Source organism: Euzebya pacifica (assembly GCF_003344865.1).
In the GTDB taxonomy this organism is placed as follows: Bacteria; Actinomycetota; Nitriliruptoria; order Euzebyales; family Euzebyaceae; genus Euzebya; species Euzebya pacifica.
The window spans coordinates 409,724-427,791 of the sequence record NZ_CP031166.1 but is presented as its reverse complement, the minus strand read 5'-3'; the positions used below and the strand labels follow the sequence as shown (position 1 = coordinate 427,791).

Annotated in this window: 13 protein-coding genes; 10 read left to right on the top strand and 3 right to left on the bottom strand. The window is 68.4% G+C overall.

Annotation, left to right across the window (positions count from 1 at the left end; genetic code table 11):
• Positions 1–14: 14 nt before the first annotated feature.
• Genes DVS28_RS27360 through DVS28_RS27350 form a run of 3 tightly spaced genes read right to left on the bottom strand, consistent with a single transcriptional unit; the run spans position 15 to position 6,338 of the window.
• Positions 15–779 carry a hypothetical protein gene (locus DVS28_RS27360; protein ID WP_114594803.1) on the bottom strand — a complete coding sequence of 255 codons (765 nt, stop codon included), beginning with the start codon at positions 777–779 and terminating at the stop codon, positions 15–17.
• Positions 776–1,243 (bottom strand): hypothetical protein, encoded by a 468-nt coding sequence (locus tag DVS28_RS27355; protein ID WP_164711188.1) that lies wholly within the window; start codon positions 1,241–1,243, stop codon positions 776–778. Before DVS28_RS27355 ends, DVS28_RS27360 begins: the two co-directional genes overlap by 4 nt.
• Positions 1,227–6,338 carry a COG1470 family protein gene (locus DVS28_RS27350; RefSeq protein WP_164711187.1) on the bottom strand — a complete coding sequence of 1,704 codons (5,112 nt, stop codon included), beginning with the start codon at positions 6,336–6,338 and terminating at the stop codon, positions 1,227–1,229. The genes DVS28_RS27355 and DVS28_RS27350 overlap by 17 nt, the downstream gene beginning before the upstream one ends.
• A 63-nt stretch (positions 6,339–6,401) precedes the next feature.
• Here DVS28_RS27350 and DVS28_RS28970 point away from each other — a divergent pair, with 63 nt between their 5' ends.
• The 10 genes from DVS28_RS28970 to DVS28_RS27305 all read left to right on the top strand — a co-directional run bounded on the left by DVS28_RS28970 (position 6,402) and on the right by DVS28_RS27305 (position 18,067).
• The gene (locus DVS28_RS28970; RefSeq protein WP_164711186.1) at positions 6,402–8,372 is read left to right on the top strand and encodes a hypothetical protein; all 1,971 of its coding nucleotides are present in this window, start codon (positions 6,402–6,404) and stop codon (positions 8,370–8,372) included.
• 8 nt (positions 8,373–8,380) lie between these two features.
• Positions 8,381–9,079, top strand: a complete 699-nt coding sequence (locus DVS28_RS27345; RefSeq protein ID WP_164711185.1) for a prepilin-type N-terminal cleavage/methylation domain-containing protein — start codon at positions 8,381–8,383, stop codon at positions 9,077–9,079.
• 166 nt (positions 9,080–9,245) lie between these two features.
• Positions 9,246–11,063: a GspE/PulE family protein gene (locus DVS28_RS27340; RefSeq protein WP_114594799.1), complete on the top strand. Its 1,818-nt coding sequence runs from the start codon at positions 9,246–9,248 to the stop codon at positions 11,061–11,063.
• Between the two features lie 29 nt (positions 11,064–11,092).
• Entirely contained in the window at positions 11,093–12,358 is a 1,266-nt protein-coding gene (locus tag DVS28_RS27335) for a type II secretion system F family protein (RefSeq protein WP_114594798.1), read from the top strand.
• Between the two features lie 68 nt (positions 12,359–12,426).
• Entirely contained in the window at positions 12,427–12,849 is a 423-nt protein-coding gene (locus tag DVS28_RS27330) for a hypothetical protein (protein ID WP_164711184.1), read from the top strand.
• 78 nt (positions 12,850–12,927) lie between these two features.
• A complete protein-coding gene (locus DVS28_RS27325) occupies positions 12,928–14,484 on the top strand; it encodes a type IV pilus twitching motility protein PilT (protein WP_114594796.1) in 1,557 nt (518 codons plus the stop codon).
• Positions 14,485–14,492: 8 nt separating this feature from the next.
• On the top strand, positions 14,493–14,906 hold the full coding sequence (locus DVS28_RS27320; protein ID WP_114594795.1) for a hypothetical protein: 414 nt from the start codon (positions 14,493–14,495) through the stop codon (positions 14,904–14,906).
• Between the two features lies 1 nt (position 14,907).
• Complete coding sequence (locus tag DVS28_RS27315; RefSeq protein WP_114594794.1) at positions 14,908–16,116, top strand: cell division protein FtsA; 1,209 nt, start codon at positions 14,908–14,910, stop codon at positions 16,114–16,116.
• Positions 16,117–16,118: 2 nt separating this feature from the next.
• A complete protein-coding gene (locus DVS28_RS27310; RefSeq protein WP_114594793.1) occupies positions 16,119–17,087 on the top strand; it encodes a hypothetical protein in 969 nt (322 codons plus the stop codon).
• A gap of 2 nt (positions 17,088–17,089) precedes the next feature.
• Positions 17,090–18,067 carry a hypothetical protein gene (locus DVS28_RS27305; RefSeq protein ID WP_114594792.1) on the top strand — a complete coding sequence of 326 codons (978 nt, stop codon included), beginning with the start codon at positions 17,090–17,092 and terminating at the stop codon, positions 18,065–18,067.
• Position 18,068: the final 1 nt, after the last annotated feature.

Sequence of the window (18,068 nt, the reverse complement as noted above, 5' to 3'; positions counted from 1 at the left end):
CCGCCCGGTGCCGGTCAGTTCTCGTACGGGGTGAGACGTGCGCGGTCGTCGGGGAACGTCATCGTCCGGTCGATCGACACGGTGGTGTTGTCGCTGGTCGTGGCTGTCACGCTGACACGCAGGCCGGTGACGCCAAGGCAGTCGGTTGGGTCGGAGGTGCAATCCAACGGTGCGACGACCACGCCGGCTGCGTCGGGGCGGCTGCTGCCGACCAGGAGGAGTTCGTCGACGCCGTCGACCACGTTTCCGGGACCGGTGGCTTCGTCCGGGGCCACCAGGAACAACGCGAAGCTGCGGAGGTCGTGGGTCGGGTCGCTGGTGTCCTGGGGGCCGTCAGGTGACAGGCCGTCCAGAACAACCGACACCGACGTCGGTGAGCTCGTGCGTTCCGTCGTGAACACACAATCACCGGAATCCGGGGTGGTGGACCGGAGAAGCTGCCCGCCGGAGAAGGCGTACGTGATGAGTTCGGCGACCCCGTCACCATCGGGATCGGCGGTCCATGACACCCGGTTCGGCTGTGCTGCCCGCACTACTGAACCGATCCGGTGAGTGCGGCACGGCAGTGCCGTCGCAACGTCTCGTGTCAACTGGGTGTCCAACTGGGTGACCTGACGGGCAAGTTCGGCACGGGACAGCGTCGAGGCCGACGCAGACGTGAGCTGGACCAGGACGGCAAGGACCGCCAGCATCGCCACCGCGGCCAGCGCCGACCCGACCACCGCCTCAACAAGGGTGATGCCCCGGGGACGACGACGCCTGCGCAGGGTGGTGATCATCGGGCCGCCCTTCCGACCGGCGTGATGGTGCCACCGTTCTCGGCGTGCTCGAGCAACGTGCGCATCACCATCAGGGCATGCCGCACGATGTCCTGCTCGGTGAGGTTCAGGTAATCGGTCAAGTGGGTGAGGACGAACCGTCCGGTCTCATCGGGCATCACCTCGAGGGTCCGGGTCGTCGGCAGGCGTTCCTGGCCCTCCGGTGGGGTCGCGCCGATCGCACGTATCCCGGCCACGGGTCGGTTCAGACGCAGGTAGCCATCCGGGCCCTCTCGCAGCAGGATGCCGTACAGGTGCAGCAGTGACTCGTTGACCGCACCGACGGTGGTGAAACCGGCCGAGCCCAACCAGGCAAGGTCAGCATCGGTGCGGGCGTTGCTGTCAAACCGCACCGGCAAGGCCTGCGGGGACGGGTCGGCGAGCACGGTGGCGTCGACAATGTCGGGTTCAGTTGCTGATTTCAAGGCCGACGACCGTCCTTGCCGATCCTGCGGAGATTTCGATCTGGTAGTCATAGTCGTCCGGGGAATCGCCAGTGCCCGTCGGGCCTCCGGTGGACAGGATCCCTTCGGTGACCTCCATGCGGACCGTGGCCACCCCGATCCTGTCCCCGCAAGGTGCGTCGTCGGCAGCGCACCCACCGGTGGACACCCGCGCGAACTCGGGCACGGCGATCAGTCGTCCGGCTGTGTCGAGCACCCGTCCGATCTCGATGGCGACACCATCGATGGGGTCGCCAGCCTGGTCGATGGCCGACACGGCGAACGACCCGGCCTGACCGTCCTGGATGGTCAACCCGGCAGGCCCCGACAGGCCACGCAACACCGGGGTGACCGTGAGGTTCCTGGTGTCGGTGCCAACGGACCCATCGATCGTTTCGGCGGTCACCGTGACGGCGCCGCCGTAGACGTTGGCGGGCACGGCATCGGCGGCGACGGCGATCTGGGCGGTCCCGTCGGGGCCGGTGACCACCGATGCTCCGCTGCACGGTCCCGACGTTGGGCAGGTCGCGCCGATGCGGACGCCCGCAGGGGCACCGATGAGGGAGGCCGAGACCCGCGCACCGGCGAACGGGTCACCGAGCAGGTCAGTCGCCCGGACCGTGGCGGGGGAGGAGGAGTTCTGGGGGACGCTGACGTCCTCCACGGAGATGTCACCAAGTGACTGGGTGACCCCGATCGCCGCGACCTGGTCGACGGTGGTGCTGTTGTGCGTGACCGTCAGGTTCAGCAGGTGACCGACACCGCGGACGGGCCCGGCCGAGTTCGTCAAGGTGGCGGTGAACACACCCTCCGCGACCTCGGAGAACGCACCGGCGGTGACGGCGACCGGATCGCCGTCAAGCGTCGTCGCGCCGGTCAGAGTGATGGAGTCCGGCGACACGGGCGTGCCGTCCACATCGGTGGCGGTGAACACCACCGATGAGGCGACGCCACCCTGAATGAGGGTTCCGTCATGCTCTGCGGTCTGGATCGACCTCGAGGCGACCCGGACCGTCGGGACCGGATCGGTGATGCTGACAGTGAACGCGACAGGGGTGACCGATCCCGAACTGACCAGCAGTTCGTAGTCGCCGGTGACGGCCGCAGCAGGGACGTCGATGGGGATGAGGAACTCGCCGGACGGTCCGGTCCGGACCGTCTGGGGGACACCGATCTCCAAGGTCGCGTCGGCCCCGCCCGCCCCGAGGAAGTCCACCGACACGGTGGCGTTGGGAACCGGGTCACCGGAGGCGTCGGTGGCCTGCCCGACCACGGCAGCCTGTGACCCCTGCGCAGCCGCGAACGGCGACGCCGATCCGTAGATGAGGTTGGCGACCTCGGCGGTCACGCCGACCGTCGCCTGTGTCTGCGCCGGGTTGACCGGGTCCGGTGGCGGGGTGCCGCCGGAATGGGTGAACGTCACCGTCTCCGGGCCCGTGTCGGCGTTGGCGGGGACAGTCACGGTGAACGTGGCGTTGCCCGACGCGTCGGTGACCGCGGTCGCCGGGGCAACCGGCAGGGTCGACGCTGCCGAGATCGACGTGCCCGCAGCAGGGGCGCCGTCGCCCGTCCGTGCGGTCACCACAAGGTCGGACGACTCGCCCTGTGCGATGGCGACGTCCTCCACCTCCAGGGTCCGGACGACACCGATGACCTCCACGGTTGCGGAGGCCACGGCACTGCCGGACCGGACGGTGATGGTGTAGCCGGGGTCAGCCTTGGCCGTTTGCGCAGCAGCGATCCCGAGCACGCATCTGCCGGGCCCGTCATCACCCGTGGTGCACGTGCCAGCCCCCGAGTCGCCCGCACCGGCAGACACAAACGACAACGAGTTGTCGTCGTAGCCGACGCGCGGTTCGACCCGGCCGCGGACCCGCACACCGTCGTAGGCCTGGCCGGCCCGGTCCGTCACCGTCACGGTGACCAGGTCCTCGTCGGTGCCGTCCTGCCGGATGCTGCCGCCGGTCACCACGATGTCGGCGGGGGTCTGGTCCACCCTGATGCAGCCGTCAGGCGGGTTGTCGAGGGTCCCGGCCTCAATGGAGACGTTCACCGCTGTGCAGTTGGGGACGTCTGCTGGTTCGGGGAACTGCCGGGCCCCGCCGGCCCCGTCGTCCACGAGTGCGCGGACCGGATAGGTGCCGTGGACGGTGGATGATGTGTCGATGGTGAAGTCGTAGGCGCCGGATGGCACCCCCGACTGTGTCCCGGTGGTGCCGGTGCGTGTTCCGCCCATCGCGGCGGGCAGGACGAGGGTGACGTCGGCGCCGTCGAGCGGTTGGCCCGATGGGCCGACCACGGTGGCCCGGATGACGTTGCCGGACTGCTGGCCCCACCGGTGGTCATCGTTGATGACAGCGAGGTCGATGCCGTAGGCGACTGGGGAGCCGTGAAACCCCAAGACGTAGTCGCGGGTCAGGCCGTTGGCGGTGTCGGTGGCCCGGACGGGCATGAGGATCGCGCCGGTGTAGCCGTTGGGGGAGTGGCGGAACCGGACCGTTGTCGGGATGGCGTTGTCAACGGCGATCACCAGGGTGGTTGGGGCGACGGGTTCCCACTCCTCATTGACCTCGTCGTAGTACTCCAACCCCGAAGCGGTGCCCTGCAGGTCTCCCCCGGAGATGCGGACCTCGCCGCTGTCGCCCTCGGGGTCGAGGAACGAGATGGCCCATTCGGTGGTGTTGCCCGGCGCGAACGCGTGGTCGAACGGAAACTCCTCATGGAACGGGATCGGCGCGATGTTGGCGGACAGGCACAGGCTGTCGGCCCGGTCTGGGCAGCCGGCGTACTCAACGTACGGGCGTCGTTCTGCACCGCAGGTGTTGGACGCATGGCAGGGCGGGGTGACCCGCGGCTTGGACCAGATCGGCCCGCCGACCTCCGCAGCGGTCTCCGCAGCAGCCTGCAGGTTGGCAGCGAACTGGTTGAAGTTGGCCGTGGCCCCCCCGCTGCCAGATCCGGTCCCGCCCAACCAGAAGATCTCGTCGATCACGCAGTCGCAGAGCCGGCCGATCCCAAGTTCGTCGCGGACGTTGACCAGGCTGACCGGCTCCTGGTCGGTGCCCTTCAGGTGCCCGTCGACGTAGAAGCGGACGTTGGCCTGTGAGGTGTTGGAGTAGGTGACCATGACCTGCTGCCAGATGCCGGGCACGTAGGCGTCGCGTTCGGACTGGGTGACGACGCCGTTGATGACCAGCTCGAGGCGTCGGTCGACCGGGTCGGTCCGCAACGCCCACCCGTCGCTCTGGGGGTTGCCGTAGACCATCAGTTCCTGCGGGTCGACATCGCGGTGTTCGTCGCTCTCGTCACGGATGAGGACCGACAGGCCGAACCAGCTGACAAACCCGCCGCTGCGGAGCGCGAACCGGTCATGTTCCGTGCCGGTCACGTCGTTGCGCAGGTCGATCAGCAACGCCGGGGCAACCTCATCGGACAACGATGCGGCTGTGGAGTCGTCCGCCATCGACCCCGGAAATCCGAGTGCGACACCACCGATCGTGGACACGGTGCCGGGGTGTCGTCCGTCAGCGTCGGGTTCGCCCGTCACCGGGTCGACGGGTCCCTCGACCTGGTCGACCAGGGTGATCTCGCCCTCGACCTCGTCGAGCTTGAGGTGGAACAGGGGGCCGTTGGCGGCAACCACGTCGTTGAACAGCGCCTCTGCACCCGCATACCCGGTGGCCGGACGAGCCTCAGTGGACGCCCACGTGAGGCTGTAGCGGCGCAGTGACGTGCCGGGCGGCCCGAATGTGACGTCGGCGATCTCCGGCCACCGGTCGGCGATCGCAATCTCCGGCTGACCGGCTTCGGCGAAGTAGCCGGGCCGCCCCCACGTGTAGGACGTGCAGAACCGACCGGCGTTGACCCAGTCGCCGTCGACGTCGGAGGTGACGGGTACGTAGCCACTGGACACGTCGAACTGCGCGCAGGAACCGTCACGCAGGTCCGACAGCAGCGTGAGGTCCGCATCAGCGGGTATCGGCAGGTCGATCCGGTCGTTGGGGTCAGCGGATGACGGGTCGTCCACCGGATAGGTGGAGAACCGAATCTCCCGTCCGGATCCGACGTTGCACTCCGGGACCGTCTGCACCCCAAGTCCGTCGGAGAACTCCGCGAACAAGCAGATGGAGTTCGGTTCCGCGCCCGGCCGGGCGTTCCCCCCATCGGGCCGCGCGAGAAGGTCGATGGCGATTACTCCCCGGTGGGCGAACGTCAGGGCGTACTCGTGCCGCTCTCCCGCTCCGATGATGAGGTTGCCGGCCTGGCCGGCAACCGCTGGGGCGGTCAGGGTCACCTCGTCAGTGGCCCACCACTCCGCGTCGGTGCCGATCGCCAACCGGCAGGGGGCACCGCGGGTGCAGACCGCAGACGCGTCGGACAAGGCGATGTGGGCTATCCCGTCACTGTCGAACGCCGCGGCAGGTGACACCGCAACCGGACCGGAGACTCCGGACGGGTCGATCAGGTACACGCTGGGGAGTTCGTCCGGTTCCGCCGCAGCGACCCCGTCAGCGACCACGGTGACCGTGGCGCGCGTCTGTCCAGCGACCTGGTCACCGGCAACGACCCGGCGGGTGACGTCAGGAACGACGAGGTCGCCGGGAACCCCGGTGGCAGCCAAGGAAACCCGTGCCGTCACGTCCACGAACGCGGGCGCCCAACCACCGGGAACGGTGCGGTCCGACGCCACCACCGACCACTCGACCCGGGCCGTGGTGTTGCGCACCGGGACACACGACACCTGCGGCTCCCCGGGGCAGGGATCGGGGATCTCGGCGTCGGTCGTGAACGACGCCAACTCGGTGTAGGGGCGGTCCGCGAAACGGTCCATCAGGGTGGTGAGCTGGTCCTGCGCAGCGTCGACCCAGGCGGAACGAGCCCGAGCCGAGGCGATGTTGGACATGACCGTGACGATCGTGACCAGCACCAAGCCGATCACCAACGACGCGATCGACAACTCGACCAGCGTGAACCCGCGTGCGGCACCACGGCGCCCGCCGCCGACTGTCAAGGGCGACGCAGCCGCCGTCCGGCGGGTCGACGCCGTCTTCGAGGAGTGTTCGTGGTTTCCGGTCACCGTGTGTCCCTTGGTCCGCTTAGGCGGGGCCGGCGTCGCGCACGCGGTGCCAGCTACCTTCAGATGGTTCTGGTCGTCGGAGTCGCCGCAGCCGTCATATCCGCACTGGTCGGCGCAACCGCGTCCCGGACCTATGCGGAACGGTTCGACCGCGAGCTCACCACCTCACGCGAGCTCGCTGACGAACTCCTCGCCCAAGTCGCCGCTGACCTCACCGACAACCCGCACCAGCCTTTGCAGCAGGTCATGGAAGGTGAACGCGACCGGGTCTGCGCCGCTGACGCCTCGGTTCGCACCGCCGGGGAATCCTGGCCACTCGAAAGGTGCGGGGCCGACTGGACCTACCTCGCCTGGGACGACCCCACCGTCCAGCTGGCACCCGGGCAGGCGGCGTTCACGCTCGTTCGTGACCACGCCCGGTCCCGTTGGACCATCACTGCGCTCGGCAAGGCCGCCATCGATCCGAGCCGGCCACTGATCGAAGCCGGCTGGCAACGCACCATCGTGCGGTCCTCCCTCGCCGACACCACCGCCTTCGCCACCGGCGACCTCGACCTTGCGTCGCTGTACGAGAACGCCGACGACACCACCGCCGACGGACTCGTCGTCTACGCCTCCGGGCAGGTCGTGTTGCCGACCGACTCAGGCGACGGGGTCCCCGACACGATCATCAACGCCGTTGTCGCCGCCGATCCCGTTTCCGGCTCCGGCGGATTCCTCGGCAACGACAACAACATCTGCGGGGGGACCACCCCCTGTCCCGAACGTGTCCTGCTCATGGACCCCGACGGTGTCCACGCCGACGTCCGGCACCTCGCCGCCCAACCATGGACCATCGCCACCGCACAGGCCGGCGTCGCCCAATCCATCGCCATCGGCTGCCCAGGCACCGGAGCCGAACCGGGCGCGTTCCTCCGCGCGGTCGACAGGGACGGTGACGGCGAACCCGACGACGTCGACGGTGACGGCGACCTCCTGCGGCCCGACGGACGCATCGACGTGGGCGACGGCGTGCCGGCCACCTCCCACCTGTGCCTCAACCCGGGGCAACGGCTCTACGACGTCACCTCAGGGACGGTCGTTACCGTCCCGGCATCCACTGCGGTGAACATCACCCCCGTCCGAGCCGTCACCGGACGGCTGTCCTCGACCGATCCGACCACCCTCACCTCCAGCGCGGTGCGGATCCGTTGGCGCACCGACGGCACCGAACCGGACGGCAACGACTGCGCAACCGCGTGCGACCTCACCAGGGTCTCCGCGTCCGCCGCCAACGATGGCGTGCATCCCGGCACCGAGGCGTTCTGGGACCCTGCGGGCACAGGAGCCGATGAGGTCGTCGTGTGGCCGCCATCGACCGGGGTCGTCGTCTCCCCGACCGACACCTACCTGGGCTGGTGCGACGACCACCTCGACCGGACCGGAAGCTGTGACTTCGACCTGGACGGCAACGCCAACCCGTCAGTCGACTGGGTCGACCCGCTCACCATCATCGCCGGAACGGTTGCACACCCCGCAAACCTGTGGATCGGCAACTCCCAGGTCGCCGACGTCCCCCTCGGACTGGTCGCCACCGGAGACCTCGTGATGGGCTACTGGGCCCGCCAGCCCTACGCCGACCTGCTGGTCGAGGCCCACGGAACCGCCCTGGGGCTCGGCGACGCATCCGGACGGGTCGTGGCCATCTCCAACTTTCCCTCCCTCAGGGCGACCCTGCCCTACGCCAACGGTGTTGCGACCTGGCCCTCACCGATCCGCACCGCACCAGCGGTTGTGTGCACCCCCGCCGACAACAACGCCCTGTGCGCCGAGAACGTCGCCGCTGAACTGCGATGGGTCGGCAGCATCGCCGCCCCCAACCTGCGGCTGGACTCAAACGCCTTCGACCGCACGGTGCTGATCCCCACCCCAGCGTCCGTCGACACCCCACCACCGATGTACCCGTCGGCCGACCCGCGATGGCGGACCCTCACCACCGCCCCCTACTCCGCCCACAGCGCCTGCGACGCAGCCGTGTGCACCACCACCCCATGAGGCCCGACATGACCCGACCCGTCCGGCCGACCCGCGGCTTCACCCTCCCAGAACTGGTCGTCACCCTTGTGCTCCTCGGCGTCGCCGCCGCAGCCTTCATCATCGTGCCCCGCGTCGGCGTTGACCGGGGCGATGACCTGCAAGCCGCCAGCGCCATCGACGGCACCCTGACGACCGCTACGTCCGTCTGGCAGGTCCGAGGCGAACTCCCCGCCGACACCGCCACCACCCCCGGCGACCCCTCACCCCTCCAACTCGCCCTGCAAGACGCCAACCCCCGCCTGGCCTACCTCGGCCCCCGAACCGCCGTCGGCGGTTCCCAGATAGCCACCCACGTCTCCGTCGCCGCGATCCCCGGCCACTCCGGCGCGATCGGCGCCGCCGCCCGGTCGGCCACAGGACGCTGTCTGCTGACCCGCTACGAACTCGGCGACGGTGCCACACCACAACGGTTCGGCATCATCCCACCCGACACCGCCATCTCCATCACCGGCTGCTCCGGCGCCACCGCCCTGCTGCTCAACGGCAGCTCGGCCCCCGCCGGCGCAGGCGGTGTCGGCTCGGTCCAAGGGCAAGGCGACCGCGACGGCGGGTCATGGGACACCGCACTGGTGATCGCCTGCCCCAACCCCACACCCACACCAGCCGATTCCCCCGGTGGCGCCTCCGACGCCTGCCTCGGCATCGGACGGCTCCCCACCGGATGACCCCGGGCGCACCGACGGCCAAGGCGGGCAACACCGACCCGTCCGGCCCACGAAACCCGAATCGGCACCACCGAACCGCAGTCCCCGCCGGTTTCCACCACGACATGCCCGGCCGACCATCAGCAGCGCACTCCCCAACGACACGACGCGAACGAGGAACTCGACGATGAGCACCACCGAATGGGACGACGTCTACGCCGGCCTGGCGCACATGGTGCTGCGCGAAGACTTCCCCGAACTGCCAGCCAAGTACGTCGCCCTCGCCATCGACCGATCCAGCCGCAAGACCCACCGGTCACCGCTGCTGGAACTCCTCGACGTCGAGGACCTCAACGGCACCTTCACCCTCAAGACCGCCACCGAGCTGGTCGCCAGGGTCACCAAGGTCCCGTTCATCGACCTGTCCAACCCGCGGGTCGAGACCGACGTCGCCCCCATCCAACAGGGCGGCCTGGAACTGTTCGCCGGCCGCGAATGCATCCCAGTCGCCTTCGAGGGACGCCAGTACCTCGTCGCCGTAACCGTCAGCCGGGGCCTCAACACCGTCATCAAGCGCGGCTACGCCGAAACCGACAAGCCCGAACTCGCCCTCGGCTACCTGCCCGAGGTCCTCGCCCGCATCGAACGTGTCCGCAACGAGTTCGTCCTCACCGGCGACCAGACCGATGAACCCCAGGCCGAGGCAGCGGCCGACCCCGTCATCGACCGCGGCAACGTCCAACGCGTCGCCGTGGAGGACACCGGCAACGTCGCGTTCGTCCGCGACACCATCGAGAAGGCCGCAGGGCAGGGCGCCTCCGACCTGCACCTGTCACTGGACGAGTCCGGCCGGCTGATCATCCGGATGCGCATCGATGGTGTCGTCCGCCAGATGGTGTCGCAGAACGCCGGCAACGGCCGCAAGCTGATCCAGTCGGCCATGTCCCACGCCAACATGGACATCGGCACCCAGAACGAGCCGCAGTCGACCAAGTTCGAACACGTCACCGCCGACGGGCGACGGCTCGACGTCCGTTCCGAGATGCTGCCTGCCCGCACCGGCCCCAAGATCACCTGGCGCCTGCTCGACAGCGTCAACTCGATCATGCGCATCGACGAGATGGGTCTGGCCGCCCCGACCGCGGAGACGCTCAAGCGCGAGATGGGCAAGGCCTCCGGGATGGTCATAACCACCGGTCCAACGGGATCCGGCAAGTCGACCACCATGTACGCCCTGTTGCAGGAGCGAACCGGGTCCGGTGAGGAGATCATCACCATCGAGGACCCCATCGAGTACAAGCTCGCGGGGATCACCCAGGTTCAGGTCGACCCCAAGTCCCGCCGCGGCGTGAAGTGGCACAACGCCATCAAGTCCGCGCTCCGGTCGGACCCCGACGTCATCCTCATCGGTGAGATGCGCGACCCCGACACCGCCCAGACCGGTGTGCAGGCCGCGATGACCGGCCACTTGGTCCTCTCCACCCTCCACACCACCAGCGCCCTTGGTGTGTTCGCCCGACTCCTGGACCTCGGCGTCGAACCGTTCCTGGCCGGCGACCAGGTCCGCATCGCCATCGGGCAGCGGCTCGTGCGCCGCATCCACCGTGACTGCGCCCGCACCGAGCACCTCGACGCCCGCACCATCGAACTGCTCGAGGCCGCCGGCATCAAGGACGTCACAGAGGCCCCCGCGCCGGGTGGCTGCGACCTGTGCGCCCGCACCGGATACAAGGGCCGGTCAGCCCTGATGGAACTCCTGGTCGTCAACTCCGCCATCCAGGACGCCGTCCGGTTCGGCGGCGGATCGGAACTGGCGATCCGCGAGGCCTCCAACGAGGACAACTACATCCCCTTCTCCGTCGACGCCAAGCGCCTCATCACCGAGGGCATCACCAGCCCCTCGGAGGTCCTGCCGTTGCTGACCTCCGTCGACGGCGGCATCTGGCGGCCCGGCGGGGAGGACGTGACCGCACTCGTGCCCGTCGAAGACACCAAGGCCTCCTGACCCCCTGACACCGGAAGCGACCACACCTCATGGCCGACAACACCAACATCAAGTCTCGGGACTTCAAGTGGACCGCCGTCAACCCGGCAGGCCAGCGCGAGACCGGAAAGATGCGCGCGCCCTCCGAGGCACAGGTCCGCACCATCCTTCAGGAGGACAACTACGACGTCGGCTCCATCGCACCGGCTGCGCAGAACCCGGTCAGTGCGTTCCTCGAAGCGATCGGCAACGCCCGTGGTGAGGGCGGGCCCAAGGTCAAGACCCTGGACCTTGCGACCAGTGTCAAGCAGATCCAGGTGCTGATCTCCGCCGGGATGACCCCGCAGCAGGCTGTCGCCGCCGCGGTGGATGCCGCCCCGTCCAAGAAGATCCAAGGCGTCCTCGTTGAGGTTGTCGAGCGGATGCGGCAGGGCGAGTCGATGTCGGGGGCGTTCGGCCACTACAACCGGACCTTCGGGGAGTCCTTCCTCGCCTACGTCTCCTCCGCCGAGACCGCCGGCACCCTTCCCGAAACCCTGCAGCGGCTCTACGAGCAGCTCTCCCAGCAGGCCAAGATCGAGTCTGAGGTCAAGTCAGCGACGGCCTACCCGCGCTACGCCGGTGGCGCGTCGATGATGATCGCGCTCGGGATGATCCAGTTCCTGCTGCCCCAGTTCGAGCAGCTCTATGCGGGGTTCGGTTCCAACCTGCCGGCACCGACCCAACTCCTCATCACCGTCAAGAACAACATGCTGCCGTTCATCGGCGGACTCGTTCTTGCCTTCGGTGGTGTGAAGGCCTGGTTGGACCAGACCCGCAACAACGTCGACATCGGCGAGAAGCTGGACAAGGTCAAGTTCCGGCTGCCCATCTTCGGCAACCTCCTCGTTCAGCAGATGCAGTACCGGTGGTGCGCCACCATGGCGTCGCTGCAGCGGTCCACCGTGCCGCTCGACAAGGCGCTGGACATCTCCGCCCGCGCGTCGGGTTCACGATGGCTGATCAAGACAACCCCGACGGTTGTGGCCCGCATCCGTGACGGTGAGCCGCTGGCCACGTCGATGACGTCGATCCCGTTGATGCCGTCCACGGTCCTGGCGCTGGCGTCGGTCGGTGAACAGACCGGTGAACTCGCCGAAACGCTCGATGCGGCGGCCGCATCGATCGCCGAGCAGGTGAACGCACAGGTCAGCAGCCTGGGAAAGAAGATCGAGACGCTCACCCTGCTGTTCGTGATGGCCGTGATGGGGTTCATCATCGGTGCGCTGTGGCTCCCGATCCTCTACCTGTCCGTCGAAGCCTCAGAGTCCTTCTAGCAGCGTAATACGCCAATACACGATATGCGCGGATTGGCGCAGCGCGCATATGGATGTATGCTGACGTCATGTCAACCACTACGCGCTCGCTCCGCATCCCCACCGACCTCGACAAGGAAGTCACCGCTGCCGCCGAGGCCGACGGCCTCACGTTCACCGAGTACGTCACCTTCGCCTTGCGACGACACCTGGGCTGGGACGACCCCGCCTACCCCGACCTCGCCAGGGCCGTCCGCGACCGCCTTGACGAACTCGCAGCCGACGGCTTCGACATCGACATCACCCGCACGGTGTTCCTTTCAATCCGCGACACGCCGACCCTCCGCCGCCTCTACGCCGCGGCCGTCGCCCAGAACACCGACAAGTTCGTCAACCAGCGCATCGGCCGCCTCGTCAAGACCCACCTCGGAGCGGAGGTCATCGGCACCTCCAAGCCGCTGCCCGAGGACGAACTCATCGTCACCCACTCCCTCCTCGTGCCGGCGGGCTGACCCGGACCCGCAGCCGGCGCACTCGGCGGCACCCCCGACGCTGCGCCCGGGTGCCGCCCGGTCGACCATCACCGAGCGATGACCGACACCATGATCCCCGGCACCCGCAGCTCTTCGCTCAGCGTCGAAGCGATGCTGGACGAGCTAAAGAAGCGCAACCTGGTGACCGAGGAACGGTACCCGACGATGTTCGGGCTGGACCGACACAAGATCACCCTCCCGAGGCTCGAACGAGGCCTCGATGCCGCATCGGTCCTCAGCGACAGCGACCTCATCCGGCTCAAGGCCGAACTGGCCGGGCTGCCCGTCGTGCCTCTCAACGCCACCCCGCAGGCCGGGCTGGACCGCCAGCTGATCAAGAGCGCCTTCGCCATCCAGATCGACATCGGTGACAACACCCCCGCCGTTGCCGTCGTCGACCCCCAGCCACGCATCATCGAGTTGTGCGCCAACGGCCTCGGCGTGCACCCGGGCGCACTGTCGGTCCACATCACCAGCGTCCGCGGGTTCAACCGGCTGTTCTCGGCGCTGCAACGCGCCGACGAGGTCGCCGTCGAACGGCCCCTGCCCGACGAGATCTGGGAACTGTTCGACCGGATCGTCACCGAGGACGGCTCAGACCTGCACCTCGCAGTCGGCATCCCACCACGATTGCGCATCCGCGGCGCACTCGAGGCGTTGGAGTTCGAACCCGTCACCGAGGCATGGCTGTCGCGTGCCCTCGGGATCCTGCTGCCCAACCACGACATCGACGGTGTCCTGCGCAGCGGCGGCACCCTCAACCCGGCCGTGTCCTTCGGCAAGCAGCGGTTCCGCTGCGTCATCAGTCGGGCCGACAACGGCCCCACGCTCGTGGCCCGCAAGCTCTCCTCGACCATCCCGAAGATGGACGACATCAACCTGCCGCAGTCGGTCCGCAACCTCATCAACCTCGAACGCGGCCTGGTGCTGGTCACCGGCCCCACGGGGTCGGGCAAGTCCACCACCCTCGCCTCCATGCTGCAGACGCTGCTGATGACCCAGAAGCGCAGCGTCCTCACGTTGGAGGAGCCCATCGAGTACCGGCTCCGCCCCGGCCCCTCATCGATGGTCTACCAACGCGAGAAGGGCCGCGACTTCACCAACTTCCACGACGGCGTCGTCACGAGCCTGCGTCAGGACCCCGACGTCATCCTCATCGGTGAGATGCGCGACGACCAGACCGTCCGCGCCGCCCTGGAGGCCGCCGAGACCGGCCACCTCGTGTTCGGGACGCTCCACACCTACGACGCCGGCTCGACCATCGGTCGTGTTGCGGACTTCTTCAGCGCCACGGAGAAGGACGGCGTCCGCGCCCTGCTGTCCGGCGTCCTGGAAGGCGTCGTGTCCCAGACGCTGCTGCCGACCGCCTCCGGCACCGGCCGCGTTGGCGCCTACGAAGTGATGCTGAAGTCCACCGCGATCTCCAACCACATGCGGACCGTGGAGGGCATCGCCCAGATCCGCGGGGCCATGCAGATCGCCAACCGCGAAGGCATGCAGACCTTGGAACAGGACCTCGCCAAGCTGGTCCGCTCCCAGACGGTCGAACGCGCCGAAGCCGAGTTCAAAGCCCGCGACAAGGACGCCCTCGCCGGGCTCCTCGACGCCCGATAGGAGCACACATGTCCGGTTGGGGAGACGAAGACGACCTCGAGATCGACGACGCGGCACTCGACAGCGCCGCCGGTTCGGGAGGCATCGCCATGGACGCCGACGGGTTCGCCGAACCCGCCGGCCAGACCCCGGTGCCGCCGCACCACACCGCCGGTGGCAACGCGGGCCACACGGCCCCGGTCGGTGACCACCGCGAGCAGGGAGACCCCGGTGCCACCGCACCGGTCGTGTCGTTGCGCGGACACCGCCACTCGGTGGCCGCCGACTCCCAACTGGTCCCCACTGCCGTGGACGACAAGACCACCAGGCGGGCACGCCAGTACCTCGAGCGGTACGCCCCGACGAGTTCCCCCGGGGTGAACCGGGCCATGTCAGGGCTGCTGCACGAAATCCACACACTCACCAGGAACGGAGCGGTCTGAGATGGCCAAGCCAATCGGTGTCGACTTCGGTGCCACCGGCATCAAGGTCGCAATGACCGACAAGACCGACCGCAAGGGCGTCACGAAGGTGACCCGGATCGGACGCCGACCCTTGGAGGACGGCGACGTCATCGCCGGCCGCATCCAGGCGAAGAAGAAGGTCGCCACCGCCCTCGCTGCCGCCCTCGACGACATCAAGGCACCCAAGGGGGCACCCCTGGCAATCGCCGTGGGCGGTGAGGACGTCGCCGTGACCCTGCGGATGATCCCGGCGGCGTTCAAGCCGGGGGAGTGGGTGGAACACCTCCGCAACTCCAAGACCATGGCCGAGCTCTCGCCCACCCTGCGGACCGTCGATGCCAACATCTCGGTGGTCCCGTTGGAACGGACCGCCAACGGCCACGTCGTCGCAGTCGCCGGGATCTCCCGCAAGCTGCTTTCCGACATCGAGGCAGTCGCCGCCGTCACCAAGCGACGGATCGGGATCATCGAGCCGTCCGCCGCATCGTTGGTGCGGTCCCTGGCGCGACCCCTCGTCCACGACGTCGCTGTGATCGCCGACATCGGGCACAGCCAAACGATCATCGCCTGCCGCAAGGGCCCCGACCTGCTGTGGGTCGAGTGCATCCCCGCCGGCGGCAAGATGATCACCGAAGTCCTCGCCCAGCAATTCAAGATGTCGCAGGAGGACGCCGCCCAGCTGAAGGCGACACTGCATGCCGAGGACGTCGACGACGACGCGTTCGGCAAGTACGACGCCCATGAACGGGCCGTCGGGTTCATGGAGGACGACGACGACGAGGACGTCTGGGGCAAAGCCAACGTCCGTGACATCGACCCCGAGGACGCCGCCGCGCAGGCCGAACGGGACCAGACCAAGGCCCTGACCGCCCGCGTCGACGAACTCATCGACGACATCGCCTCCATCATCGAGTCGCGCATCCGCGACGAAGGCGCCCCCGCCCCCGATGGCGTCGTCATCACCGGACGCGGCGGCCTCGTCCCCGGCACCGTCGATCGGATGCAGGAACGCCTCCGCGTCCCGGTCCACGGCGGCCTTCCCATGGCCGACATCGCCGTCAACAAGTTCTCCCGCCCCTACGTGCAGCGGGACCCCTCCGGAGGCTCCAAGTCCTACCGGGTCCCATCCTCCACCCAGCGCGACTTCGCCGTCGCGATCGGGGCGGCCCAACACCCACAGGTGCGCTGACCATGCGACTCTCCCTCAAGAAGCACCGGCCGGACACGGTCGACGACCTGACCGACGACGAAATCCCCGTCGTCGACCCCGCCGACACCGAAACCGAAGCGGTCATCCCCGAAGGGTCCGCAGCCCTACAGGAGGGCGCATCGCGCGGCTACATGATGCCGGCCAACGCCTTCGACATGCTCGAAGGCAAGGGCCGCAGCACAGCGGCGACGCGACAGATGAACATCATCATCATCGGCATCGTGCTACTCGTCATCGCCGCGTCGGCCTACATCGCGCAGAGCGCCATCTCGACCCGTGATGACCTCACCACCCAGCTCGCCACGCTCGAGAACGACATCGACGACACCGTCCAGGCCATCCGGCAGCGGTCCTCCTCGATCCTGCCCGAGGCCACCCTTGCCTCCCACCGTGACGAACGCCGCCAGATCATCCTCGATGCCTTCGCCGAACAGCTGCCCTACGAGGTCGTGTTCGCCGACGTCACCACGATCGCGGAGGAGGTCGGTGTCACCGTCGAACGGCTGACCTTCGACGGCTCCGAGCGCGACGACGGCCTCGTCGTTGCGGGGACGGCCCCCAACCTCGAAGTCCTTGGGCTGTGGAGCACCGAGTTGACCAATCGGCACGGCATTGCGCGGCGTGCGGGCTACATCGAGACGGTCACCCAGACCTACCAGGACGACCAGAACGCCGCGAACGTCCTCACCTTCAACACGCGCATGCGTGTCAACACCTCCAAGTTGTCGATGCTGACCGGCTGCCGTCGCGTCGAGACCTTCCTCGACAACGAGGTGCCCGACTGTGCGGAGGTGCTGGAGGAACTCGGCGACTTCGGCCTCCCGGCCGACGGTGAGTTCGGCAACGAGGCTGCCATCGATCCGACCGTCCCCGATCCCGCCGCAGATCCAGCCGAAGAACCGGCCGCCGAACAGGCTGCGGAACCGGCCGACACCACCGAGGGCCAGTAGCCATGAGTTCAACGATCACCCGGACCGAGAACCGCACCGGACTCGGCGGCAACGAGATCCCCGACTCCGCCGCCAAGCCACCCAAGGTCCCCATCGGCATGGATGTCTCACCGGCCGGCCCCAAGCCCAACCCCCTCGCCATCATGGTGATCGTCTTCGGACTCATCGCCGCATACGGCATCCAGCACTTCATGGCAGCCGACCCGCGTGACGAGATCCCCGCACTCGAAGGCCAAGTCGCCGAGCGCCAGCAGACCCTCAGCGAACTTGAACAACGGCTCGCCGAAGCCTCCGACGCCAACCGCGACGTCCTCCTCGCGCGGCTCCGCGCCCACGGTGTCGAACTCGACGGCATCCTGCCGTTCCACCAGGCCGGCATCGGTATCGAACCGTTCGAGATCGGCCTGCCCGCAAGCCTCGCCGAGTACGGCCTCGAAGTCACCTCCCAACAACGCGGCGCGCTCGTTGAGGACGACGATGTCGCCAACGCCCAGCGTCTCCCCATCAACATGACCGTCACCGGGTCCCTCACCGGCCTGGTCGACTGGATCTCCGCAACCCACTCCTACGAGAGGCTCGTCACCGTCGACCGGCTCGAGTTCTCGATCGATGACGAAACCGGTCTCATCCGGGCCGGGTTCACCGTCAACCTGTGGTTCGGCGACCTCGACACCATCCAGATCCTCGAAGTCGACGCCGACCCCGCCGCCGCCGCCGTCATCTACGGCGAGGACGTCGTCCGCCAGGTCGAGCTCGGCACCGGAACCGACACCGATGACGCCCGCGAGGACGAGGTCTTTGGGTCCGACCCCGACGACGAGGTCGAAACCGACGGGCCCGCCCCGCTCGGCGCAGATGGCACCACCCCCGCCAACGCCATCGACGGCCCCCCACCGGAGGTCACCGGTGCCCCCGGTTCCACCGGTGCGCCGGCCGGCGACGAAGCGGCCCCTGCGGACACAGCAGAAGGAGAGGAGTAGG